This is a genomic window from Pseudacidovorax intermedius (assembly GCF_003350475.1).
GTDB classification, from domain to species: Bacteria; Pseudomonadota; Gammaproteobacteria; order Burkholderiales; family Burkholderiaceae_C; genus Xenophilus; species Xenophilus intermedius.
In genome coordinates this window covers 67,834-91,796 of the sequence record NZ_QQAV01000003.1, presented here as the reverse complement: position 1 = coordinate 91,796, position 23,963 = coordinate 67,834, and the positions used below count along the sequence as shown (strand labels likewise).

The window sequence follows — 23,963 nt, the reverse complement described above, 5'->3', positions numbered from 1 at the left end:
CAAAAACAAGGCGAAGGGCACCGCTCGGTTGGGGCGCCGGCCGTCTCATCCAGATCATGCGTTGCCCCGGGGCAACGCATGATGAGGAGTGTTAAGCGTCCAGCAGGATGCGCAGCATGCGGCGCAACGGTTCCGCCGCGCCCCAGAGCAGCTGGTCGCCGATGGTAAAGGCGCCCAGGTACTCGGGCCCCATGGCCATCTTGCGCAGCCGGCCGACCGGGATCGTCATGGTGCCGGTCACGGCCACGGGCGTCAGGTCCTTGAGGGTGGCTTCGCGCGTGTTGGGCACCACCTTCACCCAGGCGTTGTCGGCAGCGATCATGGCCTCGATGTCGGCCAGCGGCACGTCCTTCTTGAGCTTGAAGGTCAGCGCCTGGCTGTGGCAGCGCATGGCGCCCACGCGCACGCAGAAGCCGTCGACCGGCACGGCGGGGCTGCCGAAGCCCTCGCCCTGGCCGAGGATCTTGTTCGTCTCGGCCATGCCCTTCCATTCTTCCTTGGACATGCCGTTGCCCAGGTCCTTGTCGATCCAGGGGATCAGCGAGCCGCCCAGGGGCACGCCGAAGTTGGCCGTCTCTTCGCCCGACAGGCTGCGCTGCTTGGCGATGACCTGGCGGTCGATCTCGAGGATGGCGCTCTTGGGGTCGTCCAGCAGGGCCTTCACTTCCGAGTAGAGCGTGCCGTACTGCGTGAGCAGCTCGCGCATGTGCTGCGCACCGCCGCCCGATGCGGCCTGGTAGGTCTGCGTGCTCATCCACTCGACCAAACCGGCCTTGTAGAGCGCGCCCACGCCCATCAGCATGCAGCTGACGGTGCAGTTGCCGCCGATCCAGTTGCGGCCACCGTCGGACAGCGCGTTCTTGATGACCGGCATGTTGACCGGATCAAGCACGATGACGGCGTCGTCCTTCATGCGCAGGGTGGAGGCGGCGTCGATCCAGTGGCCGTTCCAGCCGGCGGCGCGCAGCTTGGGGAAGACTTCGGTGGTGTAGTCGCCGCCCTGGGCCGTGATGATGATCTCGCAGCGCTTGAGCTGCGCGATATCGAAGGCGTCCTGCAGCGTGGTCTCGTTCTTGGCCATGGCGGGCGCCTTGCCGCCGGCGTTCGAGGTGGAGAAGAACAGCGGCTCGATCAGGTCGAAATCGTTCTCGGCCACCATGCGGTCCATCAGGACCGAGCCGACCATGCCGCGCCAGCCGACCAAACCTACCAACTTGCTCATGTCAAAAGCCCTTTCAGAGTCATACAAAGAAGACCGCGGCGAAGGGGCTGGCCCGCCTGGCTCGTCCGGGGCCAGGGGGAAGGCACGCGCGACGAACCAGGCTGGGTCAGCCCTTAATGGTCGTCGTGGTTTTGGTGATGGATGCGCGCGCGGTGCTGGCCAGGGCGGCAGGCACGGTGTTCAGGGCGAACGGGCGGGCGACAAACATGGAGAGCGATTGTAGCGCGCATCGGTATCCTCCTACATGCAAAACGGCCCAATAGGGCCGTTTTGCAGGGGATGTCCCGTGCGCCCGAGGGCGCGGCGATCAGGTCAGCGCCTTCAGCACGGCATCGCCCATTTCCCGGGTGCCGACCTTGGTCGTGCCTTCGCTCCAGATGTCGGGCGTGCGCAGGCCCTGCGCCAGCACGGCCTTGACGGCGGCCTCGATGCGCTGAGCGGCCTCTTCCTGGTTGAGGGAGAAGCGCAGCATCATCGCGGCGCTCAGGATGGTGGCCAGCGGATTGGCCACGCCCTTGCCGGCAATGTCGGGGGCGCTGCCGTGGCTGGGTTCGTACAGGCCCTGGTTGCTGTCATTCAGGCTGGCCGAGGGCAGCATGCCGATGGAGCCGGTCAGCATCGAGGCCTCGTCCGAAAGGATGTCGCCGAACATATTGCCGGTCACGATCACGTCGAAGGCCTTGGGCTTCTTCACGAGCTGCATGGCCGCATTGTCGACGTACATGTGCTCCAGCTCGATGTCGGGGTAGTCCTTGTGCACCTCGGTGACCACGTCCTTCCAGAATTGGAAGGTCTCCAGCACGTTGGCCTTGTCCACGCTGGTCACGCGCTTGTTGCGCTTGCGGGCGGCCTCGAAGGCCACGCGGGCGATGCGCTCGATCTCCGGGCGCGAGTAGCGCATGGTGTCGAAGGCCTCGTCAGCGCCGGGAAAGTGCCCGTCGGTGGCGACGCGCTTGCCGCGCGGCTGGCCGAAGTAGATGTCGCCGGTCAGCTCGCGGATGATCAGGATGTCCAGGCCCGCGACCAGCTCGGGCTTGAGGCTGGAGGCATGCGTCAGCTGCTCGTAGCAGATGGCGGGGCGGAAGTTGGCGAACAGGCCCAGGTTCTTGCGCAGGCCCAGGATGGCCTGCTCGGGACGCAGCGGGCGGTCCAGCTTGTCGTACTTCCAGTCGCCGACGGCGCCGAAGAGCACGGCATCGGCCTCCTTGGCCAGCTTGAGCGTGGCCTCGGGCAGCGGATGGCCGTGGGCCTCGTAGGCGGCGCCGCCGACCAGGGCGGTCTCCATCTCCAACGTCAGGTCCAGCGCGTCCAGGACGCGCACGGCCTCCGCGACGATTTCGGTGCCGATGCCGTCGCCGGGCAGAACTGCGATCTTCATAAGTGGTGCTTCTGTTGGGGTGAAAAGGTCAGGCCAGCATTTGATGTGCAAGCCAGGGCTTGGCCGCCAGCCGCTCGGCCTCGAAGGCCTTGATCTTGTCCTTGTGGCGCAGCGTCAGGCCGATGTCGTCCAGGCCGTTCATCAGGCAGTAGCGGCGGAAGGGCTGGACCTCGAAGGGCAGCTCTTCGCCATCGGGCTTGACGACGACCTGGCGGTCCAGGTCCACGGTCAGCTCATAACCCGGAAAGGCGAACACCTCGTCGAAGAGCTTGGCCACGGTCACCTCGGGCAGCACGAGGGGCAGCAGGCCGTTCTTGAAGCTGTTGTTGAAGAAGATGTCGGCGAAGCTCGGCGCGATGATGGCGCGGAAGCCGTACTGGTCCAGCGCCCAGGGCGCATGCTCGCGGCTGGAGCCGCAGCCGAAGTTCTTGCGGGCCAGCAGCACGGAGGCGCCCTGATAGCGCGGCTGATTCAGCACGAAGTCGGGGTTGGGCTTGCGGCTGGCCGGGTCCATGCCGGGCTCGCCATGGTCCAGGTAGCGCCATTCGTCGAACAGGTTGGGGCCGAAGCCGGTGCGTTTGATCGACTTGAGGAACTGCTTGGGGATGATGGCGTCGGTGTCGACGTTCTCGCGGTCCATCGGGGCGACGAGGCCCTGGTGCACGGTGAATTTCTGCATGGTGTCTGCTCCCTGGCTCAGGCGATGGTGCGGATGTCGACGAAGTGGCCGCGGATGGCGGCGGCGGCGGCCATGGCCGGGCTCACGAGGTGGGTGCGTCCGCCCGCGCCCTGACGGCCTTCGAAGTTGCGGTTGCTGGTGGAGGCACAGCGCTCGCCCGGCTCCAGCCGGTCGGCGTTCATGGCCAGGCACATCGAGCAGCCGGGCTCGCGCCATTCGAAACCCGCGGCCTTGAACACCTCGTGCAGGCCTTCGCGCTCGGCCTGTTCCTTCACCAGGCCGGAGCCGGGCACCACCATGGCCACCTTGATGTTCTTGGCGACTTTCTGGCCCAGCTTCCTGACCACGGTGGCGGCCTCGCGCATGTCCTCGATGCGGCTGTTGGTGCAGCTGCCGATGAAAACCTTGTCGACGAAGATGTCGTTCATCGCCTTGTTGGGCTCCAGGCCCATGTAGGCCAGCGCGCGCTCGATGGCGCCGCGCTTGTTGGCGTCCTTTTCCTTGTCCGGGTCGGGCACGCGGCCGTCGATGGGCAGCACCATCTCGGGCGAGGTACCCCAGGTGACCTGCGGCTTGATCTCGGCGGCATCGAGTTCGACCACGGTGTCGAACTTCGCGTCGGGGTCGGAATGCAGCGTCTTCCAGTAGGCGACGGCCTGGTCCCACTCCACGCCGGTGGGCGCGAGCGGGCGGTTCTTCACGTAGTCGATGGTCTTCTGGTCCACCGCCACCAGGCCGGCGCGCGCGCCGCCTTCGATGGCCATGTTGCAGACCGTCATGCGGCCTTCCATCGACAGGTCGCGGATGGCGGAGCCGGCGAACTCGATGGTGTAGCCCGTGCCGCCAGCCGTACCGATCTTGCCGATGATGGCCAGCACGATGTCCTTGGCCGTACAGCCCAGGGGCAGCTTGCCCTCGACCTTCACCAGCATGTTCCTGGCCTTCTTGGCCAGCAGGGTCTGCGTGGCCATCACATGCTCGACCTCGCTGGTGCCGATGCCGTGGGCCAGCGCGCCGAAGGCGCCGTGGGTGGAGGTGTGGCTGTCGCCGCAGACCACCGTCATGCCCGGCAGCGTGGCGCCGTTCTCGGGGCCGATCACGTGCACGATGCCCTGGCGCTTGGACAGGAAGGGGAAGAACGCTGCGGCCCCGAATTCCTCGATGTTGGTGTTCAGCGTGGTGACCTGTTCCTTGCTGATCGGATCGGCGATGCCGTCGTAGCCGCGCTCCCAGCCGGTGGTGGGCGTGTTGTGGTCGGCCGTGGCCACCACCGAGCTCACGCGCCACAGCTTGCGGCCGGTCTGGCGCAGGCCTTCGAAGGCCTGCGGGCTGGTCACTTCGTGCACCAGGTGACGGTCGATGTAGAGGACGGCGGTGCCGTCTTCCTCGGTGTGGACGACGTGCTCGTCCCAGATCTTGTCGTAGAGCGTGCGGGCCATGGGTCTCGTCTTTCGTGGGAAATCGTTGAAGCGGTTCGGGTTCAGGTCGCAGTAGAAGCGGTCTGGGTTTCGGCGGGGGCGGGTGGCTGCAGGTGCTGCACCAGGGTGCGGGCGGCCACCGGCAGCGTGGAAAAGTCGCGGGCCACCAGGCGGATCTCGCGGTGAGCCCAGTCGTCGCTGAGGTCCACGGCTGCCAGCCGGCTGCCGATGCCGGCGTGCATCAGCTCGAAGGCGCGACGCGGCATCACGCCCACGCCCAGGCCGTTGTCGATCATGCGGCACATGGCGTCCAGCCCGGTGACGTGGATGCGCAGGCGAACGCTGCGGCCTTCCGCCGTGGCCGCCTGGTGCATCGCCCGGTAGATGGAGCTGTGGGTGTGCAGGCCCACATGGTCCTCGTTGAGCGTCTCGGCGAAGGCGACCGACGCCTGCGCGGCCAGCGGGTGGTGCCGAGGCAGCACCAAGGCCAGCTGGTCGCGGCGGTAGGGCAGGGTCTGCAGGTCGAGGGCGTCGTCCTCGGACACATGGCAGATGCCCAGGTCCGCCGCGCCAGCCTGCACGGCGCGCACCACCTCGTGGCTCAGGTGTTCCTCGAGGTCGATCTTGATGCCGTCGTGCAGGCGGCTGAAGGCGCCCAGGTCTTCGGGCAGGTACTGCACGATGGCGGAGATGTTGGCATGCACCCGCACATGGCCGCGCACGCCTTCGGCGTACTCGGAGAGCTCGCCCTGCATCTTCTCCAGGCTGTAGAGCATGGCGCGGGCGTGGTGCAGCAGGCTCTCGCCCGCGGGCGTCAGGTCCACGCCGCGGGCATGGCGGTAGAGCAGGCTGATGCCGAGCGTGGATTCGAGGTCGGACAGCCGCTTGCTGATGGCCGACGCGGCGATGAACTCGCGCTCGGCGGCGCGGCCGATGCTGCCCAGTTCGCACACGGCCACGAACAGCTGCAGCGACGTCAGGTCGATGCGGCGCGCAAAACTGCGTTCAAGGGTGAGCGGGGCAGGCGAGGTCATCACGATCCACGAGGGGAGGCGTGATTTTCCCTGGATTTCCTCGGTTGGACCATCGTGGATCGCGACGGCTCGGCTGGCCGTTGGCGAGCACACGGCCGGCAAGGCTCGGCCCCAACGAGAAACGGCCCGGAATGGGCCGTCTGTCGTGGAAGAGCGGCGGACGCCGCCCTAAATCACTGACGCTTCTTTGCAGAGTCTTCGATCTTTTCGCCCGCCTTCTGGACGTCCTGGCCCGCACCCTTGAAGGTGTTGCAGCCGGCCAGCGGCACGGAGACGGCGAAAGTGATGGCGAGCAGGGCAGCGAGTTTCTTCATGGGACGTTTCCTTCCTCTTCGTGGACGATGTGGATGTCGGAGGTCACCCTCCGCAGCGCAATGTGACGACGAAGAAGTCAGTCGGATGTCAGTCAAGACGCAAAAAGGCCGCCCGAAGGCGGCCTTTGCACTGCAGGCGGGCGCCTTGCGGCGCGTGCATGCGGACAGCGATCAACGTTGGGCGATGGGCTTTACGTCGCGCTTGTCGGAGCCGCTGAACAGCTGGCGGGGACGGCCGATCTTGTACTCGGGGTCGCTGATCATCTCGTTCAGCTGGGCGATCCAGCCCACGGTGCGGGCCAGCGCGAAGATGCCGGTGAACAGGTTGACCGGGATGCCGATGGCGCGCTGCACGATGCCGGAGTAGAAGTCGACGTTCGGGTAGAGCTTGCGCTGCACGAAGTAGTCGTCTTCCAGGGCGATCTTTTCCAGCTGCTTGGCCAGGGCGAACAGCGGGTCCTTCTCCAGGCCGAGCTCGGACAGGACCTCGTTGCAGGTTTCTTGCATCAGCTTGGCGCGCGGGTCGTAGTTCTTGTACACGCGGTGGCCGAAGCCCATCAGCTTGACGCCGGAGTTCTTGTCCTTGACCTTCTCCATGAACTCGCCGACCTTGGAGACGCCGCCATTGCGCTGGATGTCTTCCAGCATGTTCAGGCAGGCCTCGTTGGCCCCGCCGTGGGCAGGGCCCCACAGGCAGGCCACGCCGGCCGCGATGGCGGCGAACGGGTTGGTGCCCGAACTGCCGCACAGGCGCACGGTGGAGGTCGACGCGTTCTGCTCGTGGTCCGCGTGCAGGATGAAGATGCGGTCGATGGCGCGCTCGATGACCGGGTTGACCTTGTACTCTTCGCACGGCGTGCCAAACATCATGCGCAGGAAGTTGCCCGAGTAGCTCAGGTCGTTCTTCGGATACATGTACGGCTGGCCGGTGCCGTACTTGTAGGCCATGGCGACCAGCGTGGGCATCTTGGCGATCAGGCGGATGGCCGCGATCTCGCGATGCTCGGGGTTATTGATGTCGGTGCTGTCGTGATAGAAGGCCGACAGGGCGCCCACCAGACCGGTCAGCACGGCCATCGGGTGCGCGTCGCGGCGGAAGCCACGCAGGAAGAACTGCATCTGCTCGTTCACCATCGTGTGGTGCGTGACCGTGTTCGTGAACTCGGTCTTCTGGGCTTCGTTGGGCAGTTCGCCGTTGAGCAGCAGGTAGCAGGTTTCCAGGAAGTCGCAGTTCACGGCGAGCTGCTCGATGGGGTAGCCGCGGTACAGCAGCTCGCCCTTGTCGCCGTCGATGTACGTGATGGCCGACTGGCACGACGCCGTGGACAGGAAGCCCGGGTCGTAGGTGAACATGCCTGTCTGCGCGTACAGCTTGCGGATGTCGATGACGTCCGGACCGACCGTGCCCTTGTAGATCGGCAGATCGATGGCTTGGCCGCCATTGCTGAACGCGAGCGTGGCCTTGATGTCGGAGGCTTTCATGTCGACTTTCTCTTGAGAAGGTGGAGGAAATGGGAGAGGGGTGGCGAAGGATCGGATGGAGCGGCTCAGGCCGCGAGCCGGTCGCCGGGGGGGCGCATCAGCTCCAGCACCGCCGCCACCTCGGCCCCGGCCCATGCGGGCTCGGGCTCCTTTCGGCGCAGCAGAAGGTCGAGCAGGTCGTTGTCCGCCAGGTCCATCAGGGTTTCGATCGCCTGGGCCTGCGCCCGGGTCAGGCCAGCGCCATGCCGCTCGAAGAAGCGGGTGATGAAGATGTCGTTCTCCAGCAACCCGCGTCGGCAACGCCACTGCAGCCGGGCCAGGGCGCGCTCGTCGAGTCGTTCGTCGGATGCGCCCGGGGCTGGCTGCAGTTGCGGCATGGCGTGTCGTCTCCGTTGCTTCGTTCGGCCAGGATCAGATGGCGCGGCGCACCATCAGCTCCTTGATCTTGCCGATGGCCTTGGTGGGGTTCAGGTGCTTGGGGCACACGTCCACGCAGTTCATGATCGTGTGGCAGCGGAACAGGCGGTACGGATCTTCGAGGTTGTCGAGCCGCTCGCCAGTGGCTTCGTCACGGCTGTCGGCGATGAAGCGGTAGGCCTGCAGCAGGCCGGCCGGGCCGACGAACTTGTCGGGGTTCCACCAGAAGCTCGGGCAGCTGGTGGAGCAGCTCGCGCACAGGATGCACTCGTAGAGGCCGTTGAGCTCTTCACGCTCCTCGGGCGACTGCAGCCGCTCGCGCTCGGGGGCCAGGCCCTCGGTGATCAGGTACGGCTTGATCGAGTGGTACTGCTTGAAGAACTGGGTCATGTCCACGATCAGGTCGCGGATGACCGGCAGGCCCGGCAGCGGCTTGAGCACGATGGTGCCCTTGAGCGTGTTCATGTTGGTCAGACACGCCAGGCCGTTCTTGCCGTTGATGTTCATCGCATCCGAGCCGCAGACGCCTTCGCGGCAGGAGCGGCGGAAGGCGATGCTCGGATCCTGGGCCTTGAGCTTCACCAGGGCGTCCAGCAGCATGCGCTCGTGGCCGTCGAGCTCGATCTCGACGGTCTGCATGTAGGGCTTGGCGTCCTTGTCCGGGTCGTAGCGGTAGATCTGGAATGTGCGCTTCATGTCGGTGTCTCGTGGGGTTGCGGCGATGTCAGAACGTGCGGACCTTCGGCGGCACGCTGTCGACGGTCAGCGGCTTGAGGTTGACCGGCTTGTAGGTCAGGTTGTTGCCCGCGCTGTGCCACAGCGTGTGCTTCATCCATTCCTTGTCGTTGCGGCCCAGCGGGAACTCCGGATGGTCGGCCGGGTGCTCGTAGTCGTCCACCGTATGGGCGCCGCGGCATTCCTTGCGGGCAGCGGCCGAGACCATCGTGGCCTGGGCCACTTCGATCAGGTTGTCGACTTCAAGTGCTTCCATGCGCGCGGTGTTCCACACCATGGACTTGTCCTTCAGCGTCACCGAAGGCACACGGCTGCGCAGGTCGGCCACCTTGACCACGCCTTCGTCCATGCTGGCCTGGGTGCGGAACACGCCGGCGTGCTGCTGCATGGTGGCGCGGATGTCGTTGGCGATGTCCTGCGCATAGATGCCGTCATTCGAATCCTGCAGCTGGTTCAGGCGGGCCAGGGTGCGGTCGGCGCCGTCTGCGGGCAGCGGCTTGTGCTCGCCGCTGTTCTTGACGAAGTCGACGATGTGCTTGCCGGCCGACTTGCCGAAGACCAGCAGGTCCAGCAGGGAGTTGGTGCCCAGGCGGTTGGCGCCGTGCACCGACACGCAGGAGCATTCGCCCACGGCGTACAGGCCACCCACGACCTGGTTGTGCACGTCGCCGTTCTGCACCACCACCTGGCCATTGATGTTGGTCGGGATGCCGCCCATCTGGTAGTGGATGGTGGGCACGACCGGGATGGGCTCCTTGGTGATGTCCACGTTGGCGAAGTTGTGGCCGATCTCTTCCACCGAGGGCAGGCGCTTGCGGATGGTGTCGGCGCCCAGGTGGTCGAGCTTCATCAGGATGTAGTCCTTGTTGGGACCGCAACCGCGACCTTCCTTGATTTCCTGGTCCATCGAGCGCGAGACGAAGTCGCGCGGGGCCAGGTCCTTCAGGGTGGGCGCATAGCGCTCCATGAAGCGCTCGCCATTGCTGTTGAGCAGGATCGCGCCTTCACCGCGGCAGCCTTCGGTCAGCAGCACGCCCGCGCCGGCCACGCCGGTGGGGTGGAACTGCCAGAATTCCATGTCCTGCAGCGGGATGCCGGCGCGTGCCGCCATGCCCAGGCCGTCACCGGTGTTGATGAAGGCATTGGTGGAGGCCGCGAAGATGCGGCCCGCGCCGCCGGTGGCCAGCAGCACGGCCTTGGCCTGCAGCACGAACAGGTCGCCGGTTTCGAGCTCGATGGCCGTGACGCCCACCACGTCGCCGTCGGCGTCGCGGATCAGGTCCAGGGCCATCCATTCGACGAAGAAGTTCGTCTTGGCCTTCACGTTCTGCTGGTACAGCGTGTGCAGCATGGCGTGGCCGGTGCGGTCGGCCGCGGCGCAGGCGCGCTGCACGGGCTTCTCGCCGTAGTTGGCGGTGTGGCCGCCGAAGGGGCGCTGGTAGATCGTGCCGTCCGGGTTGCGGTCGAAGGGCATGCCGAAGTGCTCGAGCTCGATCACGACCTTCGGTGCTTCACGGCACATGAACTCGATGGCGTCCTGGTCGCCCAGCCAGTCGGAGCCCTTGATGGTGTCGTAGAAGTGATAGTGCCAGTTGTCCTCGGACATGTTGCCGAGCGACGCCGACACGCCGCCCTGCGCCGCCACGGTGTGCGAGCGGGTCGGGAAGACCTTGGACAGCGAGGCCACGTTCAGGCCGGCGCGCGAGAGTTCGAGCGCGGCACGCATGCCGGAGCCGCCGGCGCCGACGATGACGACGTCGAACTTGCGCGTCGCGATTTTTGCTTTGGTGTACGACATGGGCTCAGATCCTCCAGAGCACTTGAATCGCCCAGCCGGCACAACCCACGAGCCAGACGATGGTGAAGATTTGCATGAACAGACGGATGCCGACGGGCTGGACGTAGTCCATCCACACGTCGCGCATGCCCACCCATACGTGCCAGAGGAGCGCGGCGATCACTGCGAAGGTCAGGACCTTCATCCATTGAGGGGCAAAGATGCCTGCCCACTGGTCGTAGCCGACGGGGCCGCGGGTGAGGAGAACCTGCGCCAGGACGACGATGGTGAAGACCGCCATCAGCGCGCCGGTGACGCGTTGCGAGAGCCAGTCGCGCAGGCCGTAGTGCGCGCCGACGACGGTGCGCTTGGAGCCGTAATTCACTGCCATGGTGTTGTGTGCCTTCTTCTTGTGATCAGTACAGGCCGAACAGCTTGGCGCCGAGCGCCAGCGTCAGGAGGATGCTGATGGCCAGGACGACGATGGCGGAGGTCTTGCCGAACTCCTTGGTCACGGCCTCATGGCTCACGTCCATCCACAGGTGTCGCAGGCCGGCGCAGAAGTGGTGCAGGTAGCCCCAGATCAGGGCCAGGGCCACCAGCTTCAGGAACCACCCCGGCAAAAAACCAAGGCCGCTGTCGAAGGCGGCCTTGAAGCGGGCATAGGAGATTTCCGAAGAGACGGAGGTGTCGAACATCCAGATGATGAACGGCATCAACAGGAACATCAGCACGCCGCTGACACGGTGGAGGATGGACACGATGCCCGCCGGCGGAAGCCGGTAGCCCGTGAGATCCGTGACCACGTTGATGTTGCGGAATTCGCGGCGCGGCGGCCTGGTCTTGGAAGCTAGCTCTGTCATGGGGAGGTTCTTTCTGGGAGGTCGATAGGGCGACTCGTGTCAGGACGTTTATGCAGGCAACTCAAAATTCTATTGCAATGCACCATGTTGCATGGGCTGTCTCTGAAGCTTTCTGTCGCCTTGCTTCGTTGCTATATTTTTTGAAGCAACATCGTTTCTGCCCATCAGTGTCGGAGGGGGCCGCCGGCTAGCCGAGGTCATTGCGATAGTGGTGCGTGTCGGTGCGGTACAGGCCGCGGCGCAGCTCCATCGGCGCATCGTGATACGTGTGGGCGATGCGTTCCACCGAGAGCAGCGGCGTCTGCAGTGTCACCTGAAGCAGCGAAGCCTGCTCCGCATCGGGGAGAACGGCGCGCAGCTTTTCCTCTGCCCGCACCATGCGGACGCCGAACTCGGTCTCGAACATCTCGTACATGGGGCCGCGCCACTCGGCCAGGCGTTCCGCCGTGAGCCCCTTGAAGGGCGTGCCGGGCAGCCAGAGGTCTTCGAGGATCGTGGGAACGCCGGCATAGGCCAGCACCCGGCGCACCTGCAGCGCGGCGTCTCCCGCGCGCAAGGCCAGCGCCCGCGCCACCTCGGCGCTCGCGCGCACCCTTCGGCAGTCCACGATGGTGCGTTCGGCAGGCCCCTCGCTGGTGGGGCTGCCCTGGTCGGGCACCAGCTTGAGGAAGCGGTATTGCACCTGCTGCTCTGCATGAGTGGCGACGAAGGTGCCCTTGCCCTGCCGGCGGACCAGCAGGTTGTCGGCCGCCAGTTCGTCGATGGCCTTGCGCACCGTGCCCTGGCTCACGCGAAAGCGGGCGGCGAGTTCGATCTCGCTGGGGATGGGCTCGCCCGGCTTCCATTCCCCGGCCTGCAGACTCTGCAGGATCAATGCCCGGATCTGCTGGTACAGCGGGCTGAAGGAGGGGGTGCCGGCGTCCGCGGCGGGTGGGGAGGACATGAATGGGGTGGGCAGGGCGGCATCGCGAAGCGTGCCAAGTCCCACATCTTATATAAGACATAAGACGTGCGCCATGGAATCGGCCTAGAATGCGCGGTTGTTTCCTGCCCCGGGTCGATTGGCGGTGCCGGTCGACGTGCAGATGCCTGCAGGCAGGGCTCGCACGGCACGTTCCGTTTCCTTTCTCTTCGTCTGGAGTCTTCCCATGAGCAAAAAGCCCGTTCGCGTCGCCGTCACCGGCGCCGCCGGCCAAATCGGTTACGCCCTCCTGTTCCGCATCGCCTCGGGCGAGATGCTCGGCAAGGACCAGCCGGTCATCCTGCAGCTGCTGGAGATCCCCGACGAGAAGGCCCAGAAGGCGCTCAAGGGCGTGATCATGGAACTGGAAGACTGTGCCTTCCCGCTGCTGGCTGGCGTGATCCCCACCGGCGATCCGGAAGTCGCCTTCAAGGACGCCGACTACGCCCTGCTGGTGGGTGCGCGCCCCCGCGGTCCTGGCATGGAGCGCGCCGACCTGCTGGCCGCCAACGCCCAGATCTTCACCGCCCAAGGCAAGGCCCTGGACAAGGTCGCCAGCCGCGACGTCAAGGTGCTGGTGGTCGGCAACCCCGCCAACACCAACGCCTACATCGCCATGAAGAGCGCGCCCAGCCTGCCGCGCGAGAACTTCACCGCCATGCTGCGCCTGGACCACAACCGCGCCGCCAGCCAGATCGCCGCCAAGACCGGCGGCCAGGTCGGCGAGATCGAGAAGCTGACCGTGTGGGGCAACCATTCGCCCACCATGTACGCCGACTACCGTTTCGCCACCATCGGCGGCAAGTCGGTCAAGGACGCCATCAACGACCAGGTCTGGAACGCCGACGTGTTCCTGCCCACCGTGGGCAAGCGCGGCGCCGCCATCATCGATGCGCGCGGTCTGTCGTCGGCCGCCTCGGCCGCCAACGCCGCCATCGACCACATGCGCGACTGGGCCCTGGGCTCGCAGGGCAAGTGGGTCACCATGGGCGTGCCCTCCAACGGCGAATACGGCATTCCCAAGGACGTGATCTTCGGCTTCCCGGTCACCACCGAGAACGGCAAGTACAAGATCGTCGAAGGCCTCGAAATCGACGCTTTCTCGCAGGAGCGCATCAACAAGACCCTGGCCGAACTGCAGGGCGAGCAGGACGGCGTCAAGCACCTGCTCTGAGGCCTTCCGAGGCCACGCGCGTTCCGGCCGGCTCGGCCGGGCGCGCGGCGGGAAGGGGTTCCAGTCGCCTCGCGAACCTTCTTTCCGACGGCCCGGGAACGCGGGGCCCGTTTTCCAACTCTTTCTCAGACATCATGGATTGGGATCCCGCGCTGTACCGCCGCTACGAGGATGAGCGGACCCGCCCGGCCGCCGAGTTGCTGGCCCGGGTGCCATTGGCGTCGGCGCGGCGGGTGGTCGACCTGGGCTGCGGGCCGGGCAATTCCACCGAGCTGCTGGTGCGGCGCTTCCCGGCTGCCGAGGTGATCGGCGTCGACAACGCCGAGGCCATGATCGTCGCCGCGCGCCAGCGCTTGCCGCAGTCCCGCTTCGAACTGGGTGACATCGGCACTTGGCAGCCTGCAGGCGATGCCCCCGATCTCATCTATGCCAATGCCGCCCTGCAGTGGGTGCCGGGCCACGAGGAGCTGCTGCCGCGGCTCTTTTCGTTGCTGGCACCGGGCGGCGTGCTGGCCATCCAGATGCCCGACAACCGCCAGGAGCCCACGCATCGTCTGATGCGCGAGCTGGCCGGTCGTGCGCCCTGGGCCGCGCACATCGGCGATGCCGACCGTGTGAGAACCGAATTGCTGACGATCGGCGGCTACTACGACCTGCTCGCGCCCGGGGCGGCCGACGTGGACGTCTGGCACACGGTCTATCAGCACCGCATGGCTTCGGCGGGCGCCATCGTCGAATGGGTCAGCGGCACCGGACTGCGGCCGTTTCTCGATCCGCTTCCGGCAGAGCTGCGTGCCAGCTACCTGAAGGCCTACGAGCAGGGCGTCGACGCCGCCTATCCGGTGCGCTCCGACGGCCGCCGTCTGCTGGCTTTCCCGCGCATGTTCATCGTGGCGCGCCGTCCCGCATGAGTGCCGATTCCATCGCCGTACGACGCTCGGCCCACCCGGCGGAGGTGCTGCTCGGCGCCCAGGCCGGCGCCGTCGCGCTGCCGGTGTGCGACCACTACAGCGGCGTCGAGGCCCGCATGCGTAAGAGCCTGGCGCTGCAGGCCGAGATGGCGGCCGAGTTCGGGGCCTGCGTCTTCGACGTCACGCTCGACTGCGAGGACGGCGCTCCCGTCGGTGGCGAAGCGGACCATGCCCGGCTCGTCGTCGAATTGGCCCGCAACGCAGCTGAGGGCATGCGCGTGGGCGCTCGGGTTCATCCGGTCGACCACCCCGCGTTCGAGGCCGATGTCGACACCATTGCCGGCCAGGCCGGCGATCGCCTGGCCTACCTGATGGTCCCGAAGGTGGAGCGGCCGGCCGACGTGGTGCGCGCCGTGGCCGCTCTGGATGCAACCGGCGCCACCAGCTTGCCCCTGCACGTGCTCATCGAGTCGCCGCTGGCGGTGCACCATGCCTTCGACATCGCGGCGCATCCTCGGGTGCAGTCGCTCAGTTTCGGCCTGATGGACTTCGTCTCGGCCCATGCCGGTGCCATCCCGGCGGAGGGCATGGGCGCGCAGGGCCAGTTCTCGCACCCGCTGGTCGTCCGCGCCAAGCTGGCCATCGCGAGTGCCGCGCACGCCTTTGGCAAGGTCCCGTCCCATTGCGTCGTGACCGAGTTCAACGATGCGCAGGCCATGAAGAGCGCCGCGCGCCGGGCGGCGCGGGAGTTCGGCTACACGCGGATGTGGAGCATCCATCCGAACCAGATCCGTCCCATCCTCGAGGCCTTCGCGCCGGACCAGGATCAGATTCAAATTGCTACACAAATAATAGCTTCAGCACAAGAAGCAGATTGGGCGCCCATCAGCTTTGATGGCACATTGCACGACCGCGCGAGCTACCGCCACTTCTGGCAGGTGCTGATGCGCGCACACGCCACCGGACGCACGTTGCCGGACCAAGCCGCCGGCTGGTTTGCGACGGACGACGCGTCCACCTGAACTCCGCCATCCAAGGAAGGTTCCTCTCACCATGAACAAGACCCTCGCGTTCATCACCGCTGCTGCGCTCGCGCTGCCGCTTTCCGCGCTGGCCCAGACCAGCGGTACCGCCGACAAGGCCGCCACCAAGGCCAAGCCTGCCGCCAAGGCCGCGTCCAAGGACAAGGTCGTGCACGTCAAGGGCAAACAGCACCTCAAGGCCAGCGCCGTCAAGGCGGTGGAAGAGACCACGCCCGTCGCCGACGATGCGGTGCTCACCGACAACGACATCGAAGTCGCCAAGCGCGTCTTCACCGGCAAGATCCAGTGCGAACTGGGTGCCGACGTGACCGTCACGGCCGACGAAGCCAAGCCCGGCTTCTTCACCGTCAGCACCAAGGGCGCCAAGTACCGCATGCACCCGGTCGAAAGCCGCACCGGCGCCATCCGCCTGGAAGACAGCCGCGCGGGCGCCATGTGGCTGCAGCTGGGCAACAAGTCCATGCTGATGAACCAGAAGCAGGGCGTGCGCATGGCCGATGAATGCCAGGCGGCCGCGCAGGTGGCCTTTGCCGAAGAGATGAAGAAGAACCCGCCCAAGGCGCTGTTCGAAGGCGCCGACGCGCCCAAGAAATAACCCACAGCCTGACTGGCCACCGGCGCGGCTCTTGCTTGAAGCCCAGCGCCGTGGCCACCGTCGGCGCGCAGGCCCTGGGAGGGCTCGAACCCCTGCGGCTGCCGGCGTTAATGGATGCTGTCCGAACGTTTTCCGGAGAAAAGAAAGATGTTGCAAGCCTACGTTGACCATGTCGCCGAGCGCGCCGCGCTGGGCATCCCCCCGCTTCCCCTGTCGGCCAAGCAGACCAGCGAAGTCATCGAACTTCTGAAGTCCGCCACCGCCAAGGATGGCGAATTCCTTCTGAACCTGCTGACCTATCGCGTGCCTGCCGGCGTGGACGACGCGGCCAAGGTCAAGGCCAGCTACCTCGCGGCTATCGCCCATGGCACCGAGAAGAACGCGCTCATCGGTCGTGCGCACGCCACCGAGCTGCTGGGCACCATGCTGGGCGGCTACAACATCGGCCCGCTGATCGACCTGCTCAAGGACGCCGAAGTCGGCGCCGTGGCGGCCGAAGGCCTCAAGAAGACGCTGCTGATGTTCGACCAGTTTCACGACGTCAAGGAACTGGCCGATGCCGGCAACGCCAACGCCAAGGCGGTGCTGCAGAGCTGGGCCGACGCGGAGTGGTTCACCAGCCGCCCGGAAGTGCCCCAGAGCATCACCTTCACGGTCTTCAAGGTGCCCGGCGAGACCAACACCGACGACCTGTCGCCGGCCCCCGACGCCACCACCCGCCCCGACATTCCGATGCACGCCCTGGCGATGCTGAAGAACAAGCGCGAGGGCGCGCCCTTCGAGCCCGAGGAAGACGGCAAGCGCGGCCCGGTCAAGTTCATCCAGGACCTGGTGGCCCGCGGCCTGCCCGTGGCCTATGTGGGTGACGTGGTCGGCACCGGTTCGTCGCGCAAGTCGGCGACCAACAGCGTGCTGTGGTGGACCGGCGAGGACATCCCCTACATCCCGAACAAGAAGTTCGGCGGCATCTGCCTGGGCACGAAGATCGCCCCGATCTTCTACAACACCATGGAAGACGCCGGCTCCCTGCCCATCGAGCTGGACGTGAGCCAGATGAACATGGGCGACACCGTCGAACTGCGCCCCTACGAAGGCAAGGCGCTGAAGGACGGTCAGGTCATCGCCGAGTTCCAGGTCAAGAGCGACGTGCTGTTCGACGAAGTGCGCGCTGGTGGCCGCATTCCGCTGATCATCGGCCGAGGCCTGACGGCCAAGGCGCGCGAGGCCCTGGGCCTGCCGACCTCTACGCTGTTCCGCCTGCCCAAGGCACCGGTCGACACCGGCAAGGGCTTCTCGCTGGCCCAGAAGATGGTCGGCCGCGCCTGCGGCCTGCCCGAAGGCCAGGGCATCCGCCCGGGCACCTACTGCGAGCCCAAGATGACTTCGGTCGGCTCCCAGGACACGACCGGCCCGATGACCCGCGACGAGCTGAAGGACCTGGCCTGCTTGGGCTTCTCGGCCGACCTGGTCATGCAGTCCTTCTGCCACACGGCCGCCTACCCCAAGAAGGTGGACGTGAAGATGCACCACGAACTGCCGGACTTCATCAGCACCCGCGGCGGCATCTCGCTGCGCCCGGGCGACGGCGTGATCCACAGCTGGCTCAATCGCCTGCTGACGCCCGATACCGTCGGCACCGGCGGCGATTCGCACACGCGCTTCCCGATCGGCATCAGCTTCCCGGCCGGCTCCGGCCTGGTCGCCTTCGCGGCCGCCACCGGCGTGATGCCGCTGGACATGCCCGAGTCGGTGCTGGTGCGCTTCAAGGGCAAGATGCAGCCCGGCGTCACGCTGCGCGACCTGGTCAACGCCATTCCGCTCTACGCCATCAAACAGGGCCTGCTGACGGTCGAGAAGAAGGGCAAGAAGAACATCTTCTCCGGCCGCATCCTCGAAATCGAGGGCCTGCCCGAGCTGAAGGTGGAGCAGGCCTTCGAGCTGTCCGACGCCAGCGCCGAGCGCTCGGCCGCCGGTTGCACGGTGCACCTGAACAAGGAACCGATCATCGAGTACATCAACAGCAACATCACGCTGATGAAGTGGATGATTGCCGAGGGCTACCAGGACGCCCGCACGCTGCAGCGCCGCATCGATGCGCAGGAAGCCTGGCTGAAGGATCCGCAGCTGCTCAAGGCCGATGCCGATGCCGAGTACGCCGCCGTGATCGAGATCGACCTGGCCGACATCCACGAGCCCATCGTGGCCTGCCCGAACGACCCGGACGACGTGAAGACGCTGTCCGACGTCGCCGGCGCCAAGATCGATGAGGTGTTCATCGGCTCGTGCATGACCAACATCGGCCACTTCCGCGCGGCTTCCAAGCTGCTGGAAGGCAAGCGCGACATCCCGGTCAAGCTGTGGATCGCACCGCCGACCAAGATGGACGCGCAGCAGCTGACGGAGGAAGGTCACTACGGCGTGTTCGGCAATGCCGGTGCACGCACCGAAATGCCGGGCTGCTCGTTGTGCATGGGTAACCAGGCGCAGGTGCGCGAAGGCGCGACGGTGATGTCCACCAGCACCCGCAACTTCCCCAACCGGCTGGGCAAGAACACCAACGTGTACCTGGGTTCGGCGGAACTGGCCTCCATCTGCTCCAAACTCGGCCGCATCCCGACCAAGGACGAGTACATGGCGGACATTGGCGTCATCAACCAGAACGGCGACAAGATCTACCAGTACCTGAACTTCGACAAGATCGAGGACTACAAGGAAGTGGCCGACGGCGTCGCTGCCTGATACTGATCGCCGGCTTTACTTAGCCGGCGCATCGCCAATGCAAGGGCCCGCCTTTCGGCGGGCCCTTTTTCGTTCGGCCGGGGGGCCGCGCAACTGCAGCATCGCGGTCGTTCCGTCAAAGCCCCGGTGCGCCGCGCAGAGGCGCGGTAGTGGGATCAGAGGTCCAGCTTCTTGTGCTCGCCCATCGACGGCGGCGCCTTGCCTCCCATGGCAGCGCGCGCGATCTTGAGCAGCTGCGTGACCTTGCTCTCGGTCACATCCCAGTACTCGGCTGCTTCGATGCCCACGGCCAGCAGGCCCAGGTTGGGATCGTCGACGCCCTTGGGGAACCAGGCCTCGGCGACCTTGTTGAAGAGCTCGCGCTTCATGGTCTCGTCATTCGAGAGCACGGCCCGGCCGGCCACCGACACATAGCTGTCGTCGTCCGGATTGGCGTAGGCCACGTTCACGACCGGATCGTTGGCGACATGGCGGGCAATCTCGCCATCGAGCGGGATGAAGAAGTACAGCGTGGCGTTCTCGTCCACCGAGCGGTTCTGCGTGGTCAGCGGGTGGCTGTGCAGCAGGCCATCGCCGTGGCGGTGCGTGAGCATGCCGAAACGCGTGTCCTTGATCAGCTCCCAGAGCTTGGCATGGTCGTCGGTGTGAGTCATGGCGAACTTCCTTTTCCTTCTGATGGGTGGGTGAGGCGGCGCGTCATGTGAACGCGTGCCAAGCACCGTAGAAGCCCTCCTTGGGGGCGCCTGACGCCTGCAGGCGCGTCCGCCTGTCAGCGCATGCCGACCCCGTTCGACGGCGATGCGTCGGTGGCCAGGGCGGCGAGCGCCGCCGAGGTGGCCGCGTCGGCCGGGAAGAAGGATTCGACGGCCAGGTCCTGAAGCGTGATGTCCACTGGTGTACCGAAGACGGTGGTGGTGCTGATGAGATTGAGCACCGCCCCGCCGTGGCGAAGGCACAAGGGGACGGCGATACCGGCGAGATCGCCATCGGTCGCGGCCCCATCGCGGGTCGCCGGCAGGGCGTAGCCGGACAAATCCTGGTGCAGCGCCTGCAGCACCGGATCGCCGGTGGCACCGATCTGCTGGGCCAGGCGCTCCAGCAGGTGCGCCCGCCAGGCGCGCAGGTTGGTGATGCGCGGCGCCAGGCCCTGGGGATGCAGGCTCAGGCGCAGCACGTTGACCGGCGCTGCCAGCAGAAAGGGCGCGACGCCTTTGAGCAGCCGCGGTACGAGCGCATTGGCCGCGACCAGTTGCCAGTGGCGGTCCACGGCCAGTGCGGGGTAGGGCTCGTGGGCCTGCAGCAGACGGTCGACGGCCTGGCGGGCCATGGCCAGGGCGGGGTCGTCGATGGGCCGTTCGCGGTACATCGGCGCATAGCCGGCGGACACCAGCCATCGGTTGCGTTCGCGCAGGGGCACTGAGAGCCGCTCGGCCAGCCGCAGCACCATGTCGCGGCTGGGCAGGGCGCGGCCGGTTTCGACACAGCTGAGGTGGCGCGTGGAGATGTCGGCGTCGTGGGCCAGGTCGAGCTGGCTCATTCGCCTCTGCTGGCGCCAGTGGCGCAGATGGGCGCCGAAGGACGCGTCGCTGCCCGGCGGCGGGGAGGAGTCGGGGTGGGGACTGGCGGACATGCGGCCATTCTGGCGGTCCCCTGCGCGGCCGGACCATGACCCGCCAGGTCATGGCCGCGGTGCAGCGGCGGCGGGAGGATGCGTTCGACGGGGTGCCCCCGGCCCCCGTCGATTCCATCCACCCTGCAAGGAGTTGCCATGTCCCCGATCCTGACCTCGCCCCGTTTTCTTTCCCGCGTGATGGCGCTGGATGCCGCGTCCTGCCTGCTCACGGGCGCCATCCAGTGCGCAGCGACCGCGCCGCTGTCCGCGCTGACCGGCCTGCCTTCGGCGCTGCTTGGCTACAGCGGCCTGTTCCTGCTGGTCTATGCCGCCGCGGCGGCGTGGATGGCCAGCCGCGCTGTGTCGCCCCGCGTCCTCATTGCCCTGGTGGCCATCGGCAATCTTGGCTGGGCCCTGGGATGCCTGGTCCTGCTTGCCGGGGGCCGCCTGCAGCCTACGGCGCTCGGCGCGGCCTGGTTGGGGTTGCAGGCCGTGGTGGTGCTGGCACTGGCTGCTGCGCAATGGGCCGGCCTGCGCGCCACGTCGCCCCGCTGCCGGCCCGTGATGCAAGCCTGAGCGCCTCGGTAGGAGGGGCACCCCGCTGACGTCCAGTGCCTTCAAAGCCTGCTATCTTGCTCGTTGGTTCGAACAAGAAGGATGCTTTCCATGGCCGACGCTGCTCCTGCCCACGTCTTTGCTTCCGCCCTCAAGACCTTCAAGACGGCCTCTGGCCGACAAGGCAAATATTGGTCGCTGCCCGAGCTGACCAAGAGATTCCCCAATATCGCCAAGCTGCCGGTGTCGATCCGCATCGTGCTGGAGTCGGTGCTGCGCAACTGCGATGGCCAGAAGGTCGCCGCGGAGCATGTGGAGCAACTGGCCAACTGGCAGCCCACTGCCGAGCGCACGGAGGAGATTCCCTTCGTCGTGACGCGTGTGGTGCTGCAGGACTTCACCGGCGTGCCGCTGTTGGCCGACCTGGCCGCCATGCGCAGCACCGCCAAGCGCCTCGACAAGTCGCCCAAGACCATCGAGCCGCTGGTTCCCGTGGACCTGGTGGTCGACCACTCGGTGATGGTGGACCATTACGGCACGCCTCAGGCGCTGGACCTGAACATGAAGCTGGAGTTCTCCCGCAATAAGGAGCGCTACCAGTTCATGAAATGGGGCATGCAGGCCTTCGACACCTTCGGCGTCACGCCGCCGGGCTTCGGCATCGTGCACCAGGTGAATCTGGAGTACCTGGCGCGGGGCGTCTACAAGGCGGCCGACGACAAGGCCGACGTCCCCACCTGGTACCCGGATTCGCTGGTGGGCACCGACAGCCACACGACCATGATCAACGGCGTGGGCGTGGTCGGATGGGGCGTGGGCGGCATCGAGGCCGAGGCTGCCATGCTGGGCCAGCCCGTGTACTTCCTGACGCCCGACGTGGTGGGCTTCGAGCTCACCGGCCAGCTGCGCGAAGGCGTCACGGCCACCGACCTGGTGCTCTACGTCACGCAGATCCTGCGGCAGGAGAAGGTGGTCGGCAAGTTCGTCGAATTCTTCGGCCCGGGCGCCGCGTCCATCCCGGTGCCGGACCGCGCGACGATCGGCAACATGGCGCCCGAATACGGCGCCACCATGGGCTTCTTCCCGGTGGACGAGAAGACCATCGCCTACTTCCGCGGCACCGGCCGCACGGACGAGGAAATCGAGCGCCTGGAGGCCTACTACAAGGCCCAGGGCCTGTTCGGCATGCCCGCCCCGGGCGCGCTGAACTACACCAAGACCGTCAAGCTGGACCTGTCGACCGTCACGCCCAGCCTGGCCGGCCCCAAGCGCCCGCAGGACCGCATCGACCTGGGCCACCTGTCCGGCCGCTTCACCGAGCTCTACAGCAAGCCCAACGAGGCCAACGGCTTCAACCAGCCGGCCGACAAGCTGGCGGTGCGCCACGACATCGCGCTCGACGGCAAGAAGGTCTCCATCGGCAACGGCGACGTGCTGATCGCCGCCATCACCTCCTGCACCAACACCTCCAACCCTAGCGTGCTGCTGGCGGCCGGCCTGCTGGCCAAGAAGGCGGTGGAGGCGGGCCTGACGGTCAAGCCGCACGTCAAGACCTCGCTGGCGCCCGGCTCGCGCATCGTGACCGACTACCTGCAGAAGACGAAGCTGCTGCCCTATCTGGAGAAGCTGGGCTTCTACCTGGCCGGCTACGGCTGCACCACCTGCATCGGCAATGCCGGCGACCTGGCGCCGGAGATCAACGACGTCATCACCGGCAACGACCTGGTGTGCGCGGCCGTGCTGTCGGGCAACCGCAATTTCGAGGCGCGCATCCACCCGAACCTGAAGGCCAATTTCCTGGCCTCGCCGCCGCTGGTGGTGGCCTTCGCCATCGCCGGCAATGTGACGGTGGACCTGATGACCCAGCCCGTGGGCAAGGGCACGGGCGGCAAGGACGTGTACCTGGGCGACATCTGGCCCAGCGCCTCCGAGGTGGACGAGCTGCTGCGCTTCGCCATGGACGCGCAGGCCTTCCGCCGCAACTACGAGCAGATCGCCGCCAACCCGGGCGAGCTGTGGAACAGCATCAAGGGCGTGCAGGGCGAGGTCTACGACTGGCCGACGTCCACCTATATCGCCGAGCCCCCCTTCTTCGAGGGCTTCGGCATGCAGCCGAAGGCGACGGAGGCGGGCGTGACCGGCGCGCGCGTGATGGCGCTCTTCGGCGACTCGATCACCACCGACCACATCTCGCCGGCCGGTTCCATCAAGGAAAGCTCGCCCGCCGGCCAGTGGCTCAAGGCGCACGGCGTGGGCAAGGCCGACTTCAACAGCTACGGCTCGCGCCGCGGCAACCACGAGGTGATGATGCGCGGCACCTTCGCCAACGTACGCATCAAGAACCTGATGCTGCCGGCCGGCGCCGACGGCTCGCGGGAGGAGGGCGGCCTGACGCTGTTCCAGCCGGGCGGCGAAAAGATGTACATCTACGACGCCGCAATGAAGTACATCGAACAGGGCGTGCCGACGGTGATCTTCGCCGGCGAGGAATACGGCACCGGCTCCAGCCGCGACTGGGCCGCCAAGGGCACGCAGCTGCTGGGCATCAAGGCCGTGGTGGCCCGCAGCTTCGAGCGCATCCACCGCGCCAACCTGGTCGGCATGGGCGTGCTGCCGCTGCAGTTCCTGGGCAGCGATTCCTGGCAGGGGCTCAACCTCAAGGGTGACGAGAAGATCGACGTGGTCATCCCTGGCGAACTCAAGCCCCAGCGCGAGGACGTCAAGCTGGTGATCGAGCGCGCCAACGGGAGCCGCCAGGAAGTGACCGTGCGCCTGCGCATCGACACGCCCATCGAGGTCGAGTACTACAAGCACGGCGGCATCCTGCCCTTCGTGCTGCGGCAACTGCTGCAGGGCTGAAGCGCCCGGCCGCTGCGTCCGATTGGACGCGGTCCCGGTGCCAGCAAGGCCGCGGAACGGTGAGCGCCGGTCCGCGGCCTTTGTTTTGCGCGGCCGGCTTCGGCCAGCATTGCCGAATGGCAACACGGTTTCTGATCTCGGGGGTCCTGCTTGCAATTGAAAATTGTTAGCATCTAGCTTTTGCCAGAGAGAGCT

The 23,963-nt window shown here is 66.5% G+C and carries 22 protein-coding genes; 7 read left to right on the top strand and 15 right to left on the bottom strand.

Annotated features, from left to right (window positions below; translation table 11 throughout):
* Positions 1-91: 91 nt before the first annotated feature.
* The 13 genes from asd to DFR41_RS09860 form a co-directional block, all read right to left on the bottom strand.
* Positions 92-1,222 (bottom strand): aspartate-semialdehyde dehydrogenase, encoded by a 1,131-nt coding sequence (asd, locus tag DFR41_RS09920; RefSeq protein WP_114802583.1) that lies wholly within the window; start codon positions 1,220-1,222, stop codon positions 92-94.
* Positions 1,223-1,529: 307 nt separating this feature from the next.
* A complete protein-coding gene (leuB, locus tag DFR41_RS09915; protein ID WP_114802582.1) occupies positions 1,530-2,600 on the bottom strand; it encodes a 3-isopropylmalate dehydrogenase in 1,071 nt (356 codons plus the stop codon).
* Between the two features lie 28 nt (positions 2,601-2,628).
* Positions 2,629-3,279: a 3-isopropylmalate dehydratase small subunit gene (leuD, locus tag DFR41_RS09910; RefSeq protein ID WP_114802581.1), complete on the bottom strand. Its 651-nt coding sequence runs from the start codon at positions 3,277-3,279 to the stop codon at positions 2,629-2,631.
* A 17-nt stretch (positions 3,280-3,296) separates the two neighbouring features.
* Positions 3,297-4,718: a 3-isopropylmalate dehydratase large subunit gene (gene leuC, locus DFR41_RS09905; protein WP_017761515.1), complete on the bottom strand. Its 1,422-nt coding sequence runs from the start codon at positions 4,716-4,718 to the stop codon at positions 3,297-3,299.
* 41 nt (positions 4,719-4,759) lie between these two features.
* Complete coding sequence (locus tag DFR41_RS09900; RefSeq protein ID WP_043118584.1) at positions 4,760-5,731, bottom strand: LysR family transcriptional regulator; 972 nt, start codon at positions 5,729-5,731, stop codon at positions 4,760-4,762.
* A gap of 173 nt (positions 5,732-5,904) precedes the next feature.
* Positions 5,905-6,045, bottom strand: a complete 141-nt coding sequence (locus DFR41_RS09895) for an entericidin A/B family lipoprotein (RefSeq protein WP_114802580.1) — start codon at positions 6,043-6,045, stop codon at positions 5,905-5,907.
* 171 nt (positions 6,046-6,216) lie between these two features.
* Entirely contained in the window at positions 6,217-7,527 is a 1,311-nt protein-coding gene (locus tag DFR41_RS09890) for a citrate synthase (protein WP_017761518.1), read from the bottom strand.
* Positions 7,528-7,592: 65 nt separating this feature from the next.
* The gene (locus tag DFR41_RS09885; RefSeq protein ID WP_017761519.1) at positions 7,593-7,904 is read right to left on the bottom strand and encodes an FAD assembly factor SdhE; all 312 of its coding nucleotides are present in this window, start codon (positions 7,902-7,904) and stop codon (positions 7,593-7,595) included.
* A gap of 34 nt (positions 7,905-7,938) precedes the next feature.
* The gene (locus tag DFR41_RS09880) at positions 7,939-8,640 is read right to left on the bottom strand and encodes a succinate dehydrogenase iron-sulfur subunit (protein ID WP_017761520.1); all 702 of its coding nucleotides are present in this window, start codon (positions 8,638-8,640) and stop codon (positions 7,939-7,941) included.
* A gap of 28 nt (positions 8,641-8,668) precedes the next feature.
* The gene (sdhA, locus tag DFR41_RS09875) at positions 8,669-10,477 is read right to left on the bottom strand and encodes a succinate dehydrogenase flavoprotein subunit (protein WP_017761521.1); all 1,809 of its coding nucleotides are present in this window, start codon (positions 10,475-10,477) and stop codon (positions 8,669-8,671) included.
* 4 nt (positions 10,478-10,481) lie between these two features.
* Positions 10,482-10,847 (bottom strand): succinate dehydrogenase, hydrophobic membrane anchor protein, encoded by a 366-nt coding sequence (gene sdhD, locus DFR41_RS09870; protein WP_017761522.1) that lies wholly within the window; start codon positions 10,845-10,847, stop codon positions 10,482-10,484.
* A 25-nt stretch (positions 10,848-10,872) separates the two neighbouring features.
* Complete coding sequence (gene sdhC / locus DFR41_RS09865; protein ID WP_017761523.1) at positions 10,873-11,319, bottom strand: succinate dehydrogenase, cytochrome b556 subunit; 447 nt, start codon at positions 11,317-11,319, stop codon at positions 10,873-10,875.
* A 187-nt stretch (positions 11,320-11,506) separates the two neighbouring features.
* On the bottom strand, positions 11,507-12,262 hold the full coding sequence (locus DFR41_RS09860; RefSeq protein WP_114802854.1) for a GntR family transcriptional regulator: 756 nt from the start codon (positions 12,260-12,262) through the stop codon (positions 11,507-11,509).
* 205 nt (positions 12,263-12,467) lie between these two features.
* On the opposite strand from DFR41_RS09860, the gene DFR41_RS09855 reads away from it, so the two are divergent.
* The 5 genes from DFR41_RS09855 to DFR41_RS09835 all read left to right on the top strand — a co-directional run bounded on the left by DFR41_RS09855 (position 12,468) and on the right by DFR41_RS09835 (position 18,742).
* Positions 12,468-13,454, top strand: a complete 987-nt coding sequence (locus DFR41_RS09855; protein WP_058644257.1) for a malate dehydrogenase — start codon at positions 12,468-12,470, stop codon at positions 13,452-13,454.
* Positions 13,455-13,585: 131 nt separating this feature from the next.
* Positions 13,586-14,365 (top strand): trans-aconitate 2-methyltransferase, encoded by a 780-nt coding sequence (gene tam, locus DFR41_RS09850; RefSeq protein WP_043118591.1) that lies wholly within the window; start codon positions 13,586-13,588, stop codon positions 14,363-14,365.
* Positions 14,362-15,387, top strand: a complete 1,026-nt coding sequence (locus tag DFR41_RS09845; protein WP_017761126.1) for an HpcH/HpaI aldolase/citrate lyase family protein — start codon at positions 14,362-14,364, stop codon at positions 15,385-15,387. The genes tam and DFR41_RS09845 overlap by 4 nt, the downstream gene beginning before the upstream one ends.
* A 31-nt stretch (positions 15,388-15,418) precedes the next feature.
* Positions 15,419-16,003 carry a hypothetical protein gene (locus DFR41_RS09840; RefSeq protein WP_017761125.1) on the top strand — a complete coding sequence of 195 codons (585 nt, stop codon included), beginning with the start codon at positions 15,419-15,421 and terminating at the stop codon, positions 16,001-16,003.
* A gap of 147 nt (positions 16,004-16,150) precedes the next feature.
* Positions 16,151-18,742, top strand: a complete 2,592-nt coding sequence (locus DFR41_RS09835; protein ID WP_114802579.1) for a bifunctional aconitate hydratase 2/2-methylisocitrate dehydratase — start codon at positions 16,151-16,153, stop codon at positions 18,740-18,742.
* Positions 18,743-18,897: 155 nt separating this feature from the next.
* Here the strand turns inward: DFR41_RS09835 and DFR41_RS09830 are convergent, their stop codons facing one another.
* Together DFR41_RS09830 and DFR41_RS09825 are read right to left on the bottom strand one after the other, a co-directional pair.
* Positions 18,898-19,395 (bottom strand): pyridoxamine 5'-phosphate oxidase family protein, encoded by a 498-nt coding sequence (locus tag DFR41_RS09830; protein ID WP_017761123.1) that lies wholly within the window; start codon positions 19,393-19,395, stop codon positions 18,898-18,900.
* 116 nt (positions 19,396-19,511) lie between these two features.
* Complete coding sequence (locus DFR41_RS09825; protein ID WP_114802578.1) at positions 19,512-20,372, bottom strand: helix-turn-helix domain-containing protein; 861 nt, start codon at positions 20,370-20,372, stop codon at positions 19,512-19,514.
* Positions 20,373-20,510: 138 nt separating this feature from the next.
* Between DFR41_RS09825 and DFR41_RS09820 the strand changes: the two genes are divergently transcribed.
* On the top strand, positions 20,511-20,930 hold the full coding sequence (locus DFR41_RS09820) for a hypothetical protein (RefSeq protein ID WP_114802577.1): 420 nt from the start codon (positions 20,511-20,513) through the stop codon (positions 20,928-20,930).
* A gap of 90 nt (positions 20,931-21,020) precedes the next feature.
* Positions 21,021-23,768 (top strand): aconitate hydratase AcnA, encoded by a 2,748-nt coding sequence (acnA, locus tag DFR41_RS09815; protein WP_017761120.1) that lies wholly within the window; start codon positions 21,021-21,023, stop codon positions 23,766-23,768.
* Positions 23,769-23,963 lie beyond the last annotated feature (195 nt).